At 44.5% G+C, this 15,605-nt stretch carries 17 protein-coding genes; all 17 read left to right on the forward strand.

The features are described from left to right. Window positions 1–6 precede the first annotated feature (6 nt). The 17 genes from NEJAP_RS03650 to cheY all read left to right on the forward strand — a co-directional run bounded on the left by NEJAP_RS03650 (window position 7) and on the right by cheY (window position 15,583). On the forward strand, window positions 7–807 hold the full coding sequence (locus tag NEJAP_RS03650) for a FliH/SctL family protein (protein WP_201349345.1): 801 nt from the start codon (window positions 7–9) through the stop codon (window positions 805–807). Further along, window positions 794–2,140 (forward strand): flagellar protein export ATPase FliI, encoded by a 1,347-nt coding sequence (fliI, locus tag NEJAP_RS03655; RefSeq protein WP_201349346.1) that lies wholly within the window; start codon window positions 794–796, stop codon window positions 2,138–2,140. Before NEJAP_RS03650 ends, fliI begins: the two co-directional genes overlap by 14 nt. 2 nt (window positions 2,141–2,142) lie before the next feature. Continuing rightward, a complete protein-coding gene (fliJ, locus tag NEJAP_RS03660; protein ID WP_201349347.1) occupies window positions 2,143–2,586 on the forward strand; it encodes a flagellar export protein FliJ in 444 nt (147 codons plus the stop codon). A 125-nt stretch (window positions 2,587–2,711) separates the two neighbouring features. Then, window positions 2,712–4,403: a flagellar hook-length control protein FliK gene (locus NEJAP_RS03665; RefSeq protein WP_201349348.1), complete on the forward strand. Its 1,692-nt coding sequence runs from the start codon at window positions 2,712–2,714 to the stop codon at window positions 4,401–4,403. Between the two features lie 82 nt (window positions 4,404–4,485). Then, window positions 4,486–4,995 (forward strand): flagellar basal body-associated FliL family protein, encoded by a 510-nt coding sequence (locus NEJAP_RS03670; RefSeq protein WP_201349349.1) that lies wholly within the window; start codon window positions 4,486–4,488, stop codon window positions 4,993–4,995. 20 nt (window positions 4,996–5,015) lie between these two features. Next, the gene (gene fliM, locus NEJAP_RS03675) at window positions 5,016–5,996 is read left to right on the forward strand and encodes a flagellar motor switch protein FliM (protein ID WP_201349350.1); all 981 of its coding nucleotides are present in this window, start codon (window positions 5,016–5,018) and stop codon (window positions 5,994–5,996) included. A gap of 25 nt (window positions 5,997–6,021) precedes the next feature. After that, a complete protein-coding gene (gene fliN / locus NEJAP_RS03680; RefSeq protein WP_201349351.1) occupies window positions 6,022–6,426 on the forward strand; it encodes a flagellar motor switch protein FliN in 405 nt (134 codons plus the stop codon). Continuing rightward, window positions 6,426–6,851 carry a flagellar biosynthetic protein FliO gene (gene fliO, locus NEJAP_RS03685; protein WP_201349352.1) on the forward strand — a complete coding sequence of 142 codons (426 nt, stop codon included), beginning with the start codon at window positions 6,426–6,428 and terminating at the stop codon, window positions 6,849–6,851. The genes fliN and fliO overlap by 1 nt, the downstream gene beginning before the upstream one ends. Then, window positions 6,848–7,585 carry a flagellar type III secretion system pore protein FliP gene (fliP, locus tag NEJAP_RS03690; RefSeq protein ID WP_201349353.1) on the forward strand — a complete coding sequence of 246 codons (738 nt, stop codon included), beginning with the start codon at window positions 6,848–6,850 and terminating at the stop codon, window positions 7,583–7,585. Before fliO ends, fliP begins: the two co-directional genes overlap by 4 nt. Window positions 7,586–7,594: 9 nt before the next feature. Then, on the forward strand, window positions 7,595–7,864 hold the full coding sequence (gene fliQ / locus NEJAP_RS03695; protein WP_201349354.1) for a flagellar biosynthesis protein FliQ: 270 nt from the start codon (window positions 7,595–7,597) through the stop codon (window positions 7,862–7,864). Between the two features lie 3 nt (window positions 7,865–7,867). Then, complete coding sequence (fliR, locus tag NEJAP_RS03700) at window positions 7,868–8,653, forward strand: flagellar biosynthetic protein FliR (RefSeq protein ID WP_201349355.1); 786 nt, start codon at window positions 7,868–7,870, stop codon at window positions 8,651–8,653. Next, window positions 8,646–9,782, forward strand: coding sequence for a flagellar biosynthesis protein FlhB (gene flhB, locus NEJAP_RS03705; protein ID WP_201349356.1), 1,137 nt, complete (start codon window positions 8,646–8,648; stop codon window positions 9,780–9,782). Before fliR ends, flhB begins: the two co-directional genes overlap by 8 nt. A gap of 120 nt (window positions 9,783–9,902) precedes the next feature. After that, a complete protein-coding gene (flhA, locus tag NEJAP_RS03710; RefSeq protein ID WP_201349357.1) occupies window positions 9,903–12,020 on the forward strand; it encodes a flagellar biosynthesis protein FlhA in 2,118 nt (705 codons plus the stop codon). 39 nt (window positions 12,021–12,059) lie between these two features. After that, window positions 12,060–13,520, forward strand: coding sequence for a flagellar biosynthesis protein FlhF (flhF, locus tag NEJAP_RS03715; protein WP_201349358.1), 1,461 nt, complete (start codon window positions 12,060–12,062; stop codon window positions 13,518–13,520). A 16-nt stretch (window positions 13,521–13,536) separates the two neighbouring features. Then, complete coding sequence (locus NEJAP_RS03720; protein ID WP_201349359.1) at window positions 13,537–14,352, forward strand: MinD/ParA family protein; 816 nt, start codon at window positions 13,537–13,539, stop codon at window positions 14,350–14,352. 24 nt (window positions 14,353–14,376) lie between these two features. Beyond that, on the forward strand, window positions 14,377–15,087 hold the full coding sequence (locus NEJAP_RS03725; RefSeq protein ID WP_201349360.1) for an RNA polymerase sigma factor FliA: 711 nt from the start codon (window positions 14,377–14,379) through the stop codon (window positions 15,085–15,087). Window positions 15,088–15,196: 109 nt separating this feature from the next. After that, the gene (gene cheY, locus NEJAP_RS03730; protein ID WP_028471202.1) at window positions 15,197–15,583 is read left to right on the forward strand and encodes a chemotaxis response regulator CheY; all 387 of its coding nucleotides are present in this window, start codon (window positions 15,197–15,199) and stop codon (window positions 15,581–15,583) included. The last annotated feature ends 22 nt before the right edge of the window (window positions 15,584–15,605 follow it).

A 15,605-nucleotide genomic window follows, 5' to 3' on the forward strand; every position in this document is an offset into this window, starting at 1 on the left:
ATCGATATGAAGTCATCAGAAAAGTTGCCTATTCGCTTTGAGTCTTCTGAGTTGGTTAAGCCTGTTGAAAGCTGGCTGCTTCCTGAAGTGAATAGTCGCCATGTTGTCGGTTTTCATACAAAACCTGTTGAGCCCAAAGTCGATGCTATTACTGTTGTTGATGAAGAGATTGTTGCTGAAAAGGTAACGCTTGCTGAGTTAGAAGAAATACGCGAGCGGGCCTACGAAGAGGGTAAGGAAGCGGGTCGGCTGGCAGGATACGATGCTGGTTTTCAGGAAGGTGATCAGCGTGGTTTTGCAGAAGCATTGGATAAAGGTAAGGTCGCAGTTGACGAGCAGTTACAAAAAGTAGAAGCGTTGATTAAGTCATTGGATCTACCGTTGCAAAACCAGCATGATCAGATAGCTGAGTTGGTGACAGAATTGTCTTTGCATGTCGCAAGCGTGATAACTAAGCAGCAGTCCTCTGACTATAAAAATATTGTGCGTTCTTCTGTTTTAGAGGCTGTAGAGCTGCTCCCTAAGCAGTCGGGCGAGCTAGTAATTACAGTGCACCCAGATGATGTGGAAGCGGTGTCGCTTATGGCTGATCAACAGCCAAGGTGGCGAGTAATCGCAGATGAGCAACTGGCTATGGGTGGCTGTTTGGTATCCACGGATGATAGTGTTATTGATTACTGCATAGAAACTCGATTCTCTGATGTATCCGAGCAATTGAGAGAGAGGCTTCAGAAGTTTCGGCATTCTAGCGTTTCTGAAAATGACCTCCCACATAGTCGTAAAGAGGCTGGTGATGAGTCGTCCTGATTTATCGCAAACAATTAAAAGCTTGGTTAGTCCCTCTTTGTCTGAGCCAAAGCCACGTATTGAAGGGCGAATAACGCGCTTAATAGGTTTGACTATTGAGGCGGTAGGTTTGCAAGTGGCGGTTGGTGATAATTGTTTGATTATTCTGTCTGCAACTCATGAAATTGAAGCTGAGGTTGTCGGTTTTTCTGGAGATCGAATTTACTTAATGCCTTTGCATGCAGTCGAAGGGCTATCTGCAGGAGCTAAGGTGGTTCCGCTTCGAGCGGGTCGAGACGTGCCTGTTGGCTTTGGTTTGTTGGGTCGAGTCTTGAATGGTGTGGGTGAGCCGCTTGATGGTAAAGGGCCCCTAGATTGTCAGCAGTCGACGACTCTGGCGGGAGAGGTTATTAATCCGCTATCGCGTTTTCCTATTGTTAATACGCTTGATGTGGGAATCAAAGCTATTAACGCGCTATTGACGGTAGGAAAGGGGCAGCGTTTGGGGTTGTTTGCTGGAAGTGGTGTAGGTAAGTCTGTATTGCTGGGAATGATGACGCGGGCTACTGAGGCTGATATTACGATTGTTGGTTTGATTGGTGAACGTGGTCGAGAGGTTAAAGAGTTTATTGACCATAACCTTGGAGCGGAAGGTTTAGCTCGTTCTGTTGTCGTTGCTTCGCCTGCTGATGACTCTCCTTTAATGCGTTTGCGTGCTTCTCAATTAGCTACCCGTATTGCTGAATATTTTCGAGCCCAGGGTAAAAATGTATTGCTGTTGATGGACTCTTTAACTCGTTATGCTCAAGCACAACGTGAGATTGCGCTGGCGATAGGTGAGCCGCCTGCAACTAAGGGCTATCCTCCTTCTGTGTTTGCAAAGCTTCCGAAAATAGTTGAGCGTGCGGGTAATGATGCTACGGGTGAAGGCTCGATAACGGCTTTTTATACAGTGTTGACCGAAGGTGATGATCAGCAGGACCCTGTTGCGGATGCCGCGCGAGCTATACTAGATGGTCATATAGTGTTATCGCGACGTCTTGCAGAGCAGGGGCATTATCCGGCTATTGATGTAGAGGCTTCTATAAGCCGTGCTATGCCGCAAATTGTTACGCAGGAGCATATGGCGGCGGCGATGCGTTTTAAGCAACTGTTCTCAAAATTTCAGCAGAATGAAGATTTAATCGCTGTTGGTGCTTATGTGCGAGGGAGTGATCCAACAACGGATTTTGCTATTGAGCGGATGCCAACAATGCAGCAGTTCTTGCAGCAGGGGTTGCATGATGCTTATGATGTTGATGGTAGTTTGAAAATGTTAACAATGGCCTTGCAGCCAAGTGAGCCACCAAGGTAAGTATGAAGAAACGTTCTGGGCGCTTAAAAGTTGTATTGGATCTGGCTGAAAAGCGTAAGAAGGATGCAGAGCGCTTTTTGGCAGAGCATATTCAGCGGGTTGAAACTGATAAAGGTCAGTTGGTTCAATTGGAACAGTATTTAGCTGAATATCAACAGACTTTCCGCCAAGCAACTGAGCAAGGTTTGACGATCGATCAGTTGCAAAATTATCAGGCCTTTATGAATAAAATTGCAGTAGCGATTGAGCAGCATAAAAAATCTATGCAGTTGAATAAAAATCAGTTAGAGCATGTGAAGCAATATTGGGCACAAATGCATGGTAAGTTTAAGGCAATAGATTCATTGGTTGATAAGGCGATTGATGATGAAAGGAAGGTGGTTGATAAAGCGCTTCAAAAGCAGCTTGATGAGCGCTCTCAGCTGAGTAGGACAAATTATATTTAAAATCCACTGCTTCGGTTTGTAATAAAGTACGTTTCTTTCCTGTCATGAACTGTTTTGTCGTTTCTGATTAATTGGCCTCGTTTTTGCTGAGATAATTATGTTAAGTCTAATTGGCGGAAAACTATATGGCTCCTCAAGTTGCTCAGCTCAGTGTTCTTCTTCAACCTGCTAGTGTAAAAAATTTACCAACTATGGCTGGTATTCCTTCTAGTGCGCCATTAACAGATGGTTCGCTAGTGCCTGCTCAATTTAGCGAGCTGTTAAAAGAGATGGGGTTGGTGGCGAATAATGATGTGACTCCTTCTTCGTTAGCCGCAGGAATGGAATTGCCTGTTGAGGGACAAGAGTTGCCTGTTTTGCCCTCGGAATTGCCGTATTCTCCATTTCCTTTATCAGAAGCTGTTACTGACAAAGGTGGTGAAGAGCCTGTCATTGTTGCCGCGTCAGGTTTTTTGCCTGAATTAGATATGACAATGCAGGGAGATATAACAGGAGGGGGTGCTCAGGTAGTAGAGCCTTCTCTGGTGCAGACAGCACAGGCAGCGCAGGCAGCGCAGGCAGCACAGACAGCACAGGCAGCGCAGGCAGCGCAGGCAGCGCAGGCAGCACAGACAGCACAGACAGCACAGACAGCACAGACAGCACAGACAGCACAGACAGCACAGACAGCACAGACAGCACAGACAGCACAGACAGCACAGACAGCACAGACAGCACAGACAGCACAGACAGCAACCGCACAGACAGCACAGACAGCGCAGGCAGCGCAGGCAGCGCAGGCAGCACAGACAGCACAGACAGTACAGACAGCACAGACAGCACAGACAGCACAGACAGCACAGGCCGCACAGGCAGCACAGGCAGCACAGACAGTACAGGCCGCACAGACAGCGCAGACAGCACAGACAGTACAGGCCGCACAGACAGCGCAGACAGCACAGACAGCACAGACCGCACGGACAGCACAGACAGCACAGACAGCACAGACAGTAGAGACAGCACAGACAGAAGAAAATGGACAGGTAATACAGGCCACTGCAAGTGCACAGGTGATGCCAGTGCAGCAGGTGGCTTCTGAACCGCGTATAGATTCAAAGAAGGAGCCACTGCAGCAAACTCGTGATAATAATGTGTCTTTATCTTCTGCAGTTGTTGGTGTGAATGGCTCTCGTCAAGAACCTGTTGCAAATGGTGTCATTGGTCAGCAGGCCGCTGTTTTTCCTGTGATTCCTATAGGTCAGAAGGAGGTGTTGGCAGGCGGGAATACGTTGTCGCAAGGCAGTGCTGCTGAGTCATCTGATGTTGCTGCGCAAATGCGAGATCGGCCAGGTGATATATATTCATTAGGGTCGACTCATCAACCAACGCTTGTGAAGCCTACAGCGAGTATCCAAATGCAGATGCCGATAGGTATGCCACCAATGCATCCGGGTTGGCAGCAGGCGATGTCTGAACGGGTCATGTGGGCAGCAGGTCAGCAAGTACAAACCGCAACCATGCAGTTGGATCCTCCTGAATTAGGTGCTTTGCAGGTTAAGCTGCAAATCTTTCAGGATCAGGTAAATGTTACTTTTACATCACCTAATGCTGGCGTTAGGGATGCAGTTGAGCAGAGTTTGCCTCGATTGCGGGAAATGCTAGCTGAACAGGGTATGGATCTTGGTGAGTCTTTTGTTAATGATGAATCGTCCGACCAAGGGCGCCAACAAAGAGAGCTGCTCTCCGATGGGAGTTATCCAACAGTAGGTGAGCAAGAGGTGGTCGGATCGCCAGAAAAAGGCAGTGTAGGATTATCTTTAGTAGATTATTATGCATAGACGATAGTTAGCTATCTATATGTTATATTTAAAGGATAGTTTTGTATCTTGTTGTTGTGTGGTAATAATTTAGGGGTTTGTAATGGCTGAAGAGATAGCTGCGGAAGGTGCTGAGGGCGGAAAATCAAAAAAGAAGCTCATTATATTTATAGCGATTGGTTTTGTAGTTGTTGCATTACTGGGCGCAGGAGCTGCTTATTTTTTATTAGGTAATGAGGCTGCTGAGCCGGCCGTTGCTGCTGAGCCAGTACGTAAAGATGCAATATACTCTAAAGTACGTACGTTGGGTGGTAAACCGTCATTTGTCGCGACACTTAAATCTGCGGATGGGAAAAGGCATTTTTTGCGTACTTTTGTTGAGGCTAAAAGCAGAGATCAGGATGTTGTTGATGCATTGACTTTACATATGCCATTGGTTGTTTCTCGTTTGAATCATCTTTTTAGTTCGCAGTCATTTGATGAGTTACAAACGATTGAAGGTAAAGAAAAATTGCGACAAGCGTCCACACAGCTAGTGCAAGAATTTTTGCAGGAAAAAATCGGAAAGCCTGGTATTGAGAAAATTTTATTTACTGATTTTGTGATGCAGTAAAGTCAGGAGACTGAATATCAATGTCGGTTAAAGATCTACTATCTCAAGAGGAAATTGATGCGCTTCTACATGGTGTTGATGACGGAGATGTTGAAACTGTAGAAGAGCCAGAAGAGTACGAGTCTGGCGATATTCGGCCTTATGATCTTGCCAGTCATGAGCGTATCGTCCGTGGCAGGATGCCGACACTTGAGATGATTAACGAGCGCTTTGCTCGTTTTACTCGAAGTAGTTTATTTAATTTACTAAGAAAAACGACTGATGTGACCGTTGGTGGTGTTCAGGTCATGAAGTATGGTGACTATATCCATACACTTTATGTCCCAACTAGCATGAACTTAGTAAAGGTAGCTCCGTTGCGAGGTACTGCCTTATTTATTATGGATGCTAAATTAGTCTTTAAATTGGTAGATAATTTTTTTGGTGGAGATGGGCGGCACGCTAAAATTGAAGGGCGTGACTTTACTCCGACAGAAACACGTCTAGTTTATAAAACACTGGATCTACTTTTTTTAGACTTGGTAGAGGCTTGGAAGCCTGTGATGGAATTGAATTTTCAGAAGGTGGGTCACGAAATGAACCCGGCAATGGCTAATGCTGTAGGGCCTTCTGAAGTTGTGGTTGTGAGCACTTTTCAAGTCGATTTGGAAGGCGGTGCAGGCGAATTCCATATAACCATGCCTTACTCTATGCTAGAGCCTATCAGGGACCTATTAGTTTCAGGTTTTCAGCGTTCTGAAGATGAAAAAGACGATCGTTGGGTTAAAGCATTGCGGCGCGATATTATACTGGCTCCTATGAAGTTGGATTTGTGTATTGCTAAGCGAGAATTAACGCTGCGTAATGTAATGGCATTGGAAGCGGGCGATATTATTCCCATAGAAATACCTGAAAACTTAACCTTGAAAGCCAATTCCGTCCCTGTTTTTAATTGTAAAATGGGCACGTCGCGTGGCAATCTTGCCGTTAAAATTGTTGATCAAATAGCTAAGCATGAATAATGTATAAACTACCAGAGTTGCCTGTATGAGTGATGAAACAGAAAATAACGAAATGGACAGTGATCAGCAAGCAATGGCTGATGAGTGGGCTTCTGCATTAGAAGAGCAAACAGAGGAAGCTGCATCAGTTGATTTTGACGAGCTTTTAGATGAGTCCGTTCCTATCTCGGATCCTAAGTTAGATGTTATTCTGGATATACCAGTGACGTTGTCAATGGAGGTCGGGAATACGGATATTTCTATTAGAAACTTACTGCAGCTAAGTCAGGGGTCTGTAGTTGAGTTGGATCGCGTGGCAGGGGAGCCGCTAGATGTAATGATCAACGGGACTTTAATAGCTCATGGTGAAGTTGTTGTTGTTAATGATCGTTATGGTATCCGGTTAACTGATGTGATTAGCCCGCAAGAGCGAATTAAGCATTTACGTTGATGAATAAATACTGTCTGAAAGGTCTTAAGTTCGCACTTTTATTGTTATCGAGCATCTCTTTGGCTGCGGAGGATGTGCCTGCATCTAATGTTAGAGAAGATGTTTTGACTTCACAGGCTATTATGCAGGTGCTTTTTGGTCTCGCGTTAGTAATTGTCATTATTCTTATACTTGCCTGGGTCCTGCGTCGAGTATCTAATCTTCAGCAGTCTCATCAGAAAATGAAAATTGTGTCTTCTCTTTCTCTTGGTACGCGTGAAAAGGCTGTGTTGATTGAGGTTGGTGATAGACAAGTTTTGTTAGGTGTGTCTCCTGGCTCAGTATCGTTATTGGAATCTTTCTCTGAGCGTGTCATAACAGCTTCACCTGATAGTGAGTTTGATAAAAAGTTAAAACAAAGCCTTGATGCGGGGAGCTCTGAATGAGGCTTGCATGTGTAGTTATGCTTGCGTTATTTTCGGGGCACGCGATGGCTGCTGATGTCGGAATACCTGCATTTAATCTGACGACCAACGAAGCAGGTGAAACTAGTTACAGCGTGACGATTCAAATTCTTGCGCTAATGACTATGCTGACTTTCTTGCCAGCTATGTTGATGATGATGACGTCTTTTACGCGCATTATTATTGTTTTTGCTATATTACGCCAAGCTTTGGGTTTACAGCAGTCGCCGTCAAATCAGGTGATGATGGGTTTGGCTTTATTTTTAACTTTTTTTATTATGACTCCGGTACTAGAAGAAGTTAATGAAGTGGCGATTCAGCCATATATTAATGAAGAGTTGGATACACTGAGTGCTCTTCAGGCTGCGGGAGAGCCTTTTCATCGTTTTATGATTCATCAAACGAGGGAGAATGACCTAAACTTATTTCTACGCATCTCAAAATCGCCTCCTGTTGAGTCTGCGGATCAGGTGCCTTTTACTGTGCTTGTTCCCGCCTTTGTAACCAGTGAGTTGAAAACAGCCTTTCAAATTGGCTTTATGCTGTTTATTCCTTTCCTAGTTATCGATTTAGTTGTAGCTAGTGTGTTGATGGCGATGGGGATGATGATGCTTTCACCTGTTATTATATCTTTGCCTTTCAAAATTATGCTGTTTGTCTTGGTGGATGGGTGGGCTATGATTATAGGTACGCTTGCTGCCAGTTTCGGAATCTAGGAGTGCTGCATGACACCTCAGATAATGCTAGATGTTTTTGGTGAAGCCATCTGGCTTGTAATTACTTTGGTGTTGGTTATTGTTGTACCTAGTTTGCTTGTAGGGTTGTTAATTGCTATTTTTCAAGCAGCAACCCAAATCAATGAGCAGACGCTAAGTTTCTTACCGCGTTTGATGGTTATTTTATTGATTATTTTGTTTATGGGGCCTTGGATGGTCACTAAGCTGACTGATCAATTTCATAAGATTTTCGAAAGCATTCCTGTCATGATTGGGTAGCCTATGTTGGATATAGGTTTGCTTCAGTTAGAGCAATGGACATCCACCTTTCTATTTCCTTTTTTTCGTATAGCATCATTTTTAATGGCCATGCCCATGATTGGTACACAGCTAGTGCCTATGCGTATTAGGCTGGGGTTAGCTTTGGCGATGACGGCTGTGCTATTGCCAGTGCTCCCTGTACCACCTGTTGCTGATGGTTTGTCGTTTCAAACGTATATTTTGATAGCTCAGCAAATCTTGATTGGGGCGATACTAGGGTTTACATTGCATATTATGTTCCAAATATTTGCTGTAGGTGGGCAGTTGATTGCAAACCAGATGGGGTTGGGGTTTGCGTCTATGACTGATCCTGTCAACGGCGTTTCAGTCGTTGTGTTGGGGCAGTTCTACCTCATGTTGACGATGCTGATGTTTCTTGCCATGAATGGTCATTTAGTGATGATTAATGTGGTTACGCAAAGTTTCGATATACTGCCTGTTGCAGTGGTGGATTTTTCAGCTATCAAATTTATGGATGTTGCGTTAGCGGGCACTTGGATGTTTAGTGGTGCATTGCTTATGTCGCTGCCGGCTGTTACATCGCTGCTAGTGATTAATTTATCTTTCGGCATTATGACTAAAGCCGCTCCTCAGTTGAATATCTTTGCGATCGGTTTCCCCTTTACGATGGTGATGGGGCTTTTAATTACGTGGGTTAGTTTGTCAGGCTTTTTGGGGCAGTTCGAATTAATTGCTGATCATGCGTTGGGTGTAATAAGTCAGTTGATCGAGGTGACTGATGGCTGAAGAGTCGGGCCAGGAAAAAACCGAAGACCCCACCCCCAAGCGCCTGCGGGAGGCGCGAGAAAAAGGGGATATACCACGTTCAAAAGAGCTCAATGCAACTGCGCTGTTGCTGGCCGCTGCTGGCGCTATGCTGTTATTTGGTGCCAGCGCTGGGCAGCGAATAGCAGCAATGATGGTGGGGAACTTTGATTTAAGCAGAGAGGAACTCTTTGATAGTCGTTTGATGTTGATTCACTTTGGTGCCTCTGTTGTAGAGTCTATATGGGCTGTATTGGGGTTTATGGTGATGGTCGCGTTAGCTGCTTTGATTGGGCCTATGGCATTAGGAGGGTTGAATTTTAGTGCGCAGGCCATACAGCCGAAAATGAGTCGGCTTGATCCTTTGGCGGGCCTTAAGCGTATGTTTTCTGTTAAGGCGTTGGTGGAACTAGCTAAAGCGTTTGCTAAATTTTCTTTGGTTACTGGGTTTGCTATTACTGTCTTGATGCTTCTCATGCCGGAGCTTTTTGCCTTGGGTGGGCAGGATGTGAGAGTGGCTATTTCTCATGCTGTTGAGTTGGTTGGTTGGGCATTTTTGGTGATTAGCAGTAGCTTGATTATTATTTCTTTGATAGATGTGCCTTTTCAACTTCATGATTATGCTGAAAAGTTAAAAATGACTCTTCAGGAAGTAAAAGATGAAATGAAAAACACGGAAGGTAAACCTGAAGTGAAAGGGCGGATCAGGCAGATGCAGCGTGAAATTGCGCAGCGTCAAATGATGACGGATGTGCCGACTGCCGATGTGGTTATTACAAACCCTACTCACTATTCGGTTGCGCTTAAATATATGTCTGGAGAACGAGATGCTCCTATTGTCGTGGCTAAGGGGGCTGATTTTGTTGCGTTAAAGATTCGTGAAATTGCCAAGGAGCATGATGTTCCTGTCTTATCTACGCCGCCTTTGGCGCGCGCTCTGTATCACAGTACGGAAATTGACCAAGAAGTTCCCGCTGCGCTTTATAAGTCGGTAGCGCAAGTGCTTGCTTATGTCTTTCAGCTGAAACGCTATAAGAGTAACCAGTCAGAAAAGCCTATGCCATTAAATGATAATGACATGGAAATACCTAAGGATTATCTGCATGACTAAATTCTGGCTTAAATCTTGCAAAAAAACTCGCTAAGTTAGTTGTTTATTTGAATATAGATGTTTTTGTGTCAAATAAATGGCGTTGTGTCGTAAGTGTTGTTTTTTTGACGTGAGAATGTATTGGATAGAACCGCTTTATTAAGTACTGCGCGTGGTGCCAGTCGGGGTAACTTGGGTGTTCCCTTTTTATTGCTAATTATTTTAGCGATGGTGACATTGCCTGTACCGACCTTTCTTCTTGATGTTCTTTTTACGTTTAATATTGCCCTGTCTATCGTTGTTCTTCTTGTTGGAATTTACGCTCTTCGGCCATTAGATTTTGCTGTTTTTCCTACGATTTTGCTAGTAGCGACATTGATGCGTTTGGCACTTAATGTTGCTTCAACTCGTGTTGTACTCCTTTATGGTCATGAGGGGGGGGATGCCGCCGGGAAGGTAATTGAAGCCTTTGGTTCTGTTGTTATTGGCGGTAATTACGTTGTCGGTATTGTTGTGTTTTTGATATTGGTTATTATCAACTTTGTTGTTGTTACTAAAGGCGCGGGCCGTATTTCTGAAGTGAGTGCTCGCTTTACCTTGGATGCCATGCCAGGTAAGCAGATGGCAATTGACGCTGATTTGAATGCAGGTCTTATTAATCAAGAAGAGGCCAAAGTAAGGCGCGAAGATGTTACCCAGGAAGCTGATTTTTATGGCTCGATGGATGGTGCCTCTAAGTTTGTTAGAGGTGATGCTGTTGCTGGAATATTGATTCTTGTTATCAATATTCTAGGTGGGTTGATGATTGGCATGATTCAACATGATTTGTCGTTTGATACAGCGGCTGAATACTATGCTTTGTTAACCATTGGTGATGGGTTAGTTGCACAGATACCTTCGCTATTACTTTCGACGGCTGCTGCCATTATGGTGACAAGGCAAAATAGCTCCCAAGATATGGGTAAGCAAATTTTTAGCCAGTTATTTGCTTCACCCAAAGCGCTTGTAGTGGCATCAATTATTTTGGCAGTGATGGGAAGTGTGCCAGGTATGCCGCATGTAGCCTTTCTGTCGCTTGCTGCCGTTGCTGGTGCAGCTTCATGGTTAATTATTAAAAAGAAAGAAGAGGAGGAGGCGCTGGCAGGAGAAGAGGCTAAGCAAGCGCAATTACCTGTTGATTCGGAGGCATCAGGAGAGCATAAAGAGCTTGATTGGGCAGATGTTATGCCGGTTGATATGATTGGGCTAGAAGTGGGCTATCGTCTAATCCCTATGGTCGATAAGCTACAAGGAGGGCAACTGCTTAATAGAATTAAAGGTGTTAGGAAGAAGCTCTCACAAGATCTTGGTTTTTTGGTGCCTTCAGTGCATATAAGAGATAATTTAGATTTGATGCCGGGTGCTTATCGGATTACGTTGATGGGTGTTATTGTTGGGGAAGCTGAAATATATCCGGACCGTGACTTAGCGATTAACCCAGGACAGGTTTTTGGCTCTCTAAAGGGGGTTGATGTGAAGGACCCTGCTTTTGGCCTTGATGCCACGTGGATTGAATTAAGTTTACGCGAACAAGCTCAAACGCTTGGTTATACGGTTGTGGATGCAAGCACCGTTGTTGCTACTCACTTAAATCAGATACTGCAAAGCCATGCACATGAGCTCTTAGGGCATGAAGAAGTTCAGCAGTTATTGGATATGTTAGCTAAGGGCTCGCCTAAGTTAGTAGAAGACCTTGTACCTGCAAAACTATCTATTAGTAGTCTCTTAAAGGTATTGCAAAGTTTGTTGATGGAGCAGGTGCCGCTTAAAGATTTCAGGAGTATTGCAGAGGCTTTATCGGAAGCGGTAACGCGTACGCAAGACCCGGTTGCATTAACAGCGGCGGTGCGAGTGGCAATATCTAGGTTGATTGTTCAAACTATTAACGGTTCTGAAGCTGAGATCCCCGTTATTACTATGGACCCCCAATTGGAGCAGCTGTTGCTTAATTCAGTTCAGCAAAGTCAGCAGGCTGGAGAAAGCGGTATGGTGCTTGAGCCTGGTATGGCAGAGCGATTGCAAACTTCATTAATTGCAGCGGCTCAAAAGCAAGAGATGTTGGGGCAGCCTTCGATTTTATTAGTAGCGGCACCTGTTAGGCCTTTGATGTCTAAATTTGTGCGCTATAGTGAACAGCTGATTCATGTTCTTTCTTATCAAGAAATACCTGAAAATAAAAAAATTACTATTGTGGCAACTGTAGGCGGTCAGAATGCTTAAGGTTGAGGTAATTAGTAGCTCGCCACGGGTGAGGTGTTTATGAAAGTGAAACGTATCTTTGCCCCCGATATGCGTCAAGCTATGCGGCGTGCTAGAGAGGAGATTGGGCCCGATGCGGTTATTGTGTCAAATCATCGGGTGGCTGGTGGTGTCGAGGTTGTTGCTGCGCATGAGCATGAGTTTGAAGCAGCTCAGGCAGAGTTTAAGCGAGACTACGAGAAGAAGAAGCGCAAGGATGAGCAGGTACGTATTCTTACGGCAGATAAAAGTAGGCAAGGCTTGGATGATGAGCTAAAAAAAGCGCGCTTGCGTATTGCAGAAGCAAACGATCAAGTGGAAAAAGAACCTCTTTATCAGGCAGAAGGTAAGCGGAATCTTCAAGTTGAGCAGGATGAAGAGGATGACTTACAGACAATTCTTGAGTCGCTTAAAAATCGTCAAGAAGCACGTAAGGCCACATTTCTAGATGATTTGGATGAAGAGGATGTGCCCTCTATAGATGTTGAGCGTGCCCCTGTTATCTTGCAGAAAGAAAATGCTGCGATAGAGAGAATGCAACAAGAAATACAGCAGTTGAAGTCTCTGCTTGAGCAGCAAGTTCAGGTGCCTTCACGGAAGATTTGGGTTGAAGAGGCTGTGCAGCGTAAACCCGTCGCTCCTTTAGATGTATCAGAAAAGCTGGTTAAGCGGTTTGAAAAAATTGGTCTCACTAGTACTTTAATTACTCAGCTTACACGGGGTCTTGAAGCAGATCTTGAGATAGCAAAGGCTTGGCGGGTTACATTGTCAAAACTAACGGATGCTGTGCCTGTTATGAGTGAAGACTATATAGACAGGGGAGGGATGATTGCCTTTGTTGGTCCTACTGGTGTTGGTAAGACTACTTCCATTGGAAAGTTAGCCGCGCGTTATGTGCTTCAGCATGGTAGCGCTAGTTTGGCGCTTGTTACGACAGATACTTATCGTATTGCAGCACATGAGCAGTTAAGAACCTTCGGTCGGATTTTGGATGTGCCAGTTAGAGTGGTGGATGAGAATAACCCCTTGGAAGATGTATTGTTGTCGTTGCGGGGAAAACGTCTAGTATTAATTGATACAGCAGGTATGAGTCATCATGAAGGTCCAAGTGAAGCTCAAAAAGAGATGCTTACGAGCGTTTCCGTTAGGCTCAAAAAACTGTTGGTACTTTCGTGTTCAAGTCAGCGCCAAGTGTTGGAAGATGCCTATGATAACTACCAGAGCATTGGCTTAAACGGGTGTGTTTTGAGTAAGCTGGATGAATCGGGCAGTTTAGGGGAGGCTTTAAGTCTGGTGGTAGAAAAGTCGCTGCCTATAGCTTATGTCACTGATGGTCAAAAAGTACCCGATGATATTGAAGTCGCACAACGTAATGATCTCGTGAGCAGGGCGGTAATTACTGCACAAAAAACACTGGAAAGGGAGCGTGAGCGCGCGTTGTCTTCAACGGGAGGATCGTCTGAACTGTCGTCAGCCGGCTAAGTACAGATCATAATTGATGAAAAAACAGCACTCAGTGAAAGTTATCGCGGTTACCGGTGGTAAAGGTGGCGTTGGTAAAACGAATGTTTCGGTTAATTTGTCTATAGCCTTGGGTGAGATGGGGCGCCGAACCGTGTTAATGGATGCAGACCTTGGTTTGGCTAATGTTGATGTTATGTTGGGTTTGCGTCCCAAAAAGAATATTAGCGATGTGCTGTCTGGAGAGTGCCGGCTAACTGATGTGATGCTCGATGTGACTGATAATGTGAAAATTGTTCCAGCCTGCTCGGGAACTCAGGAGATGACATCACTTAGTGCTCATGAGCATGCAGAGTTAGTCTATGCTTTTAATGAAGTAGCAGAAGAAATTGATGTGCTAGTAATTGATACTGCTGCCGGTATTTCCGAGTCGGTGGTGAGTTTTGTGCGTGCCGCTCAAGAGGTGCTTGTGGTGGTTTGTGATGAGCCTACTTCCATAACTGATGCTTATGCGCTTATCAAGTTATTGAATAGAGATTATCGCATGACTCGCTTTAGAGTCTTGGCGAATATGGTAGAAACTGATGTTGAAGGTAGAAATATGTTTAGTAAACTTTCAACGGTAACGGATCGTTTTCTGGATGTAACACTTCAATACGTTGGCTCAATACCTTATGATGAGCATGTAAGGAAATCTGTTCGACGCCAAATACCTGTTTTGAAAGCATTTTCTAAATGCAAAGCAGCAATTGCGTATCGGCAACTCGCTAAGAAAGTAGATGACTGGCCAGTCCAAGATGCTCCGCGAGGGCATTTGGAGTTCTTTGTGGAGCGCTTGGTTCAGGGTGTTTAAATTTCGGGTCTGGAAAGGGGCTCCATGTATAACCCGCTAGAAATTTCGTCAAGTCATGAGCTCATTGAGCAATATGCACCGCTTGTAAAACGTATCGCCTATCATTTGATGGGGCGTCTTCCCGCAAGTGTTGTTGTGGATGATCTAATACAATCGGGTATGATCGGTCTATTAGAAGCTGCAAAAAAATATGATGCCGCCAAGGGGGCCAGTTTCGAAACCTATGCAGGTATTCGTATACGTGGTTCTATTATTGATGAGGTACGTAGAGGCGACTGGACTCCTCGTTCAGTTCATCGTAACAGCCGTCGTATTACTCAGGCTATGCAAACGTTAGGAGCATCGTTAGGACGAGACGCAACGGATATTGAAATTGCGACTGAGATGGGTATTAGTGTTGTAGATTATCATGACCTACTTAAAGACTCAGTAGAAAGCCGCTTGTTTAGCTTTGAAGAGATGACAAGCTCTGATGGAGACAGTCCAGGAGAGCAGTTGCCAGGTGTCGAGCCCAGCCCCGTAGCCCACACTGAAAAAAATGCTTTTAAACTAGCTTTGGCAAATGCTATAGATTCTTTACCCGAACGCGAAAAACTAGTCCTAGCACTTTATTATGATGAAGAACTGAACCTGAAAGAGATAGGTGAAGTTTTAGGTGTTAGCGAATCACGAGTGAGCCAAATTCATAGTCAAGCAGCCCATCGACTTCGTGGTCGATTAAGAGAATGGCAATAAAATTTTCTCTATCTCTCCATTTTCTTGAAAAATGGTCTAAATTCTAATCAGGCTAAAATGATAAATCGGGTGCATTAATCCATATGCTTCTGAATTGGGGGATATTGTCTTGAAAAAAGACATCAAGATTCTAGTGGTGGACGACTTTTCTACCATGAGACGTATTATAAAAAACCTACTCCGTGATCTTGGATTTAATAATGTCATTGAAGCGGATGACGGCAAAACGGCATTGCCGATTTTGCAACAAGGTGGTGTGCAGTTTCTTGTGACTGACTGGAATATGCCTGGTATGACTGGTATTGATCTTGTCCGGGCAGTACGTGCTGATCCAAAGTTGGCAGGTATGCCTATCTTGATGGTTACGGCAGAGGCTAAGCGAGAGCAAATTATTGCTGCTGCTCAAGCAGGGGTTAATGGCTACGTTATTAAGCCATTTACGGCAGCTGTCTTGAAAGAAAAGATAGACAAGATTTTCCAACGTATCGGAAGTTAATCTGTTAAGGAACTAACTAATT

It is taken from the genome of Neptunomonas japonica JAMM 1380, assembly GCF_016592555.1.
Taxonomy (GTDB): Bacteria; Pseudomonadota; Gammaproteobacteria; order Pseudomonadales; family Balneatricaceae; genus Neptunomonas; species Neptunomonas japonica_A.

Coding starts and splice junctions, on each gene's coding strand:
- NEJAP_RS03650 (WP_201349345.1), top strand. CDS start 7: ATGAAGTCATCAGAAAAGTTGCCTATTCGCTTTGAGTCTTCTGAGTTG.
- NEJAP_RS03720 (WP_201349359.1), top strand. CDS start 13,537: ATGAAAAAACAGCACTCAGTGAAAGTTATCGCGGTTACCGGTGGTAAA.
- fliJ (WP_201349347.1), top strand. CDS start 2,143: ATGAAGAAACGTTCTGGGCGCTTAAAAGTTGTATTGGATCTGGCTGAA.
- NEJAP_RS03665 (WP_201349348.1), top strand. CDS start 2,712: ATGGCTCCTCAAGTTGCTCAGCTCAGTGTTCTTCTTCAACCTGCTAGT.
- fliO (WP_201349352.1), top strand. CDS start 6,426: ATGAATAAATACTGTCTGAAAGGTCTTAAGTTCGCACTTTTATTGTTA.
- fliN (WP_201349351.1), top strand. CDS start 6,022: ATGAGTGATGAAACAGAAAATAACGAAATGGACAGTGATCAGCAAGCA.
- fliR (WP_201349355.1), top strand. CDS start 7,868: ATGTTGGATATAGGTTTGCTTCAGTTAGAGCAATGGACATCCACCTTT.
- fliM (WP_201349350.1), top strand. CDS start 5,016: ATGTCGGTTAAAGATCTACTATCTCAAGAGGAAATTGATGCGCTTCTA.
- fliP (WP_201349353.1), top strand. CDS start 6,848: ATGAGGCTTGCATGTGTAGTTATGCTTGCGTTATTTTCGGGGCACGCG.
- flhB (WP_201349356.1), top strand. CDS start 8,646: ATGGCTGAAGAGTCGGGCCAGGAAAAAACCGAAGACCCCACCCCCAAG.
- fliI (WP_201349346.1), top strand. CDS start 794: ATGAGTCGTCCTGATTTATCGCAAACAATTAAAAGCTTGGTTAGTCCC.
- NEJAP_RS03725 (WP_201349360.1), top strand. CDS start 14,377: ATGTATAACCCGCTAGAAATTTCGTCAAGTCATGAGCTCATTGAGCAA.
- fliQ (WP_201349354.1), top strand. CDS start 7,595: ATGACACCTCAGATAATGCTAGATGTTTTTGGTGAAGCCATCTGGCTT.
- NEJAP_RS03670 (WP_201349349.1), top strand. CDS start 4,486: ATGGCTGAAGAGATAGCTGCGGAAGGTGCTGAGGGCGGAAAATCAAAA.
- flhF (WP_201349358.1), top strand. CDS start 12,060: ATGAAAGTGAAACGTATCTTTGCCCCCGATATGCGTCAAGCTATGCGG.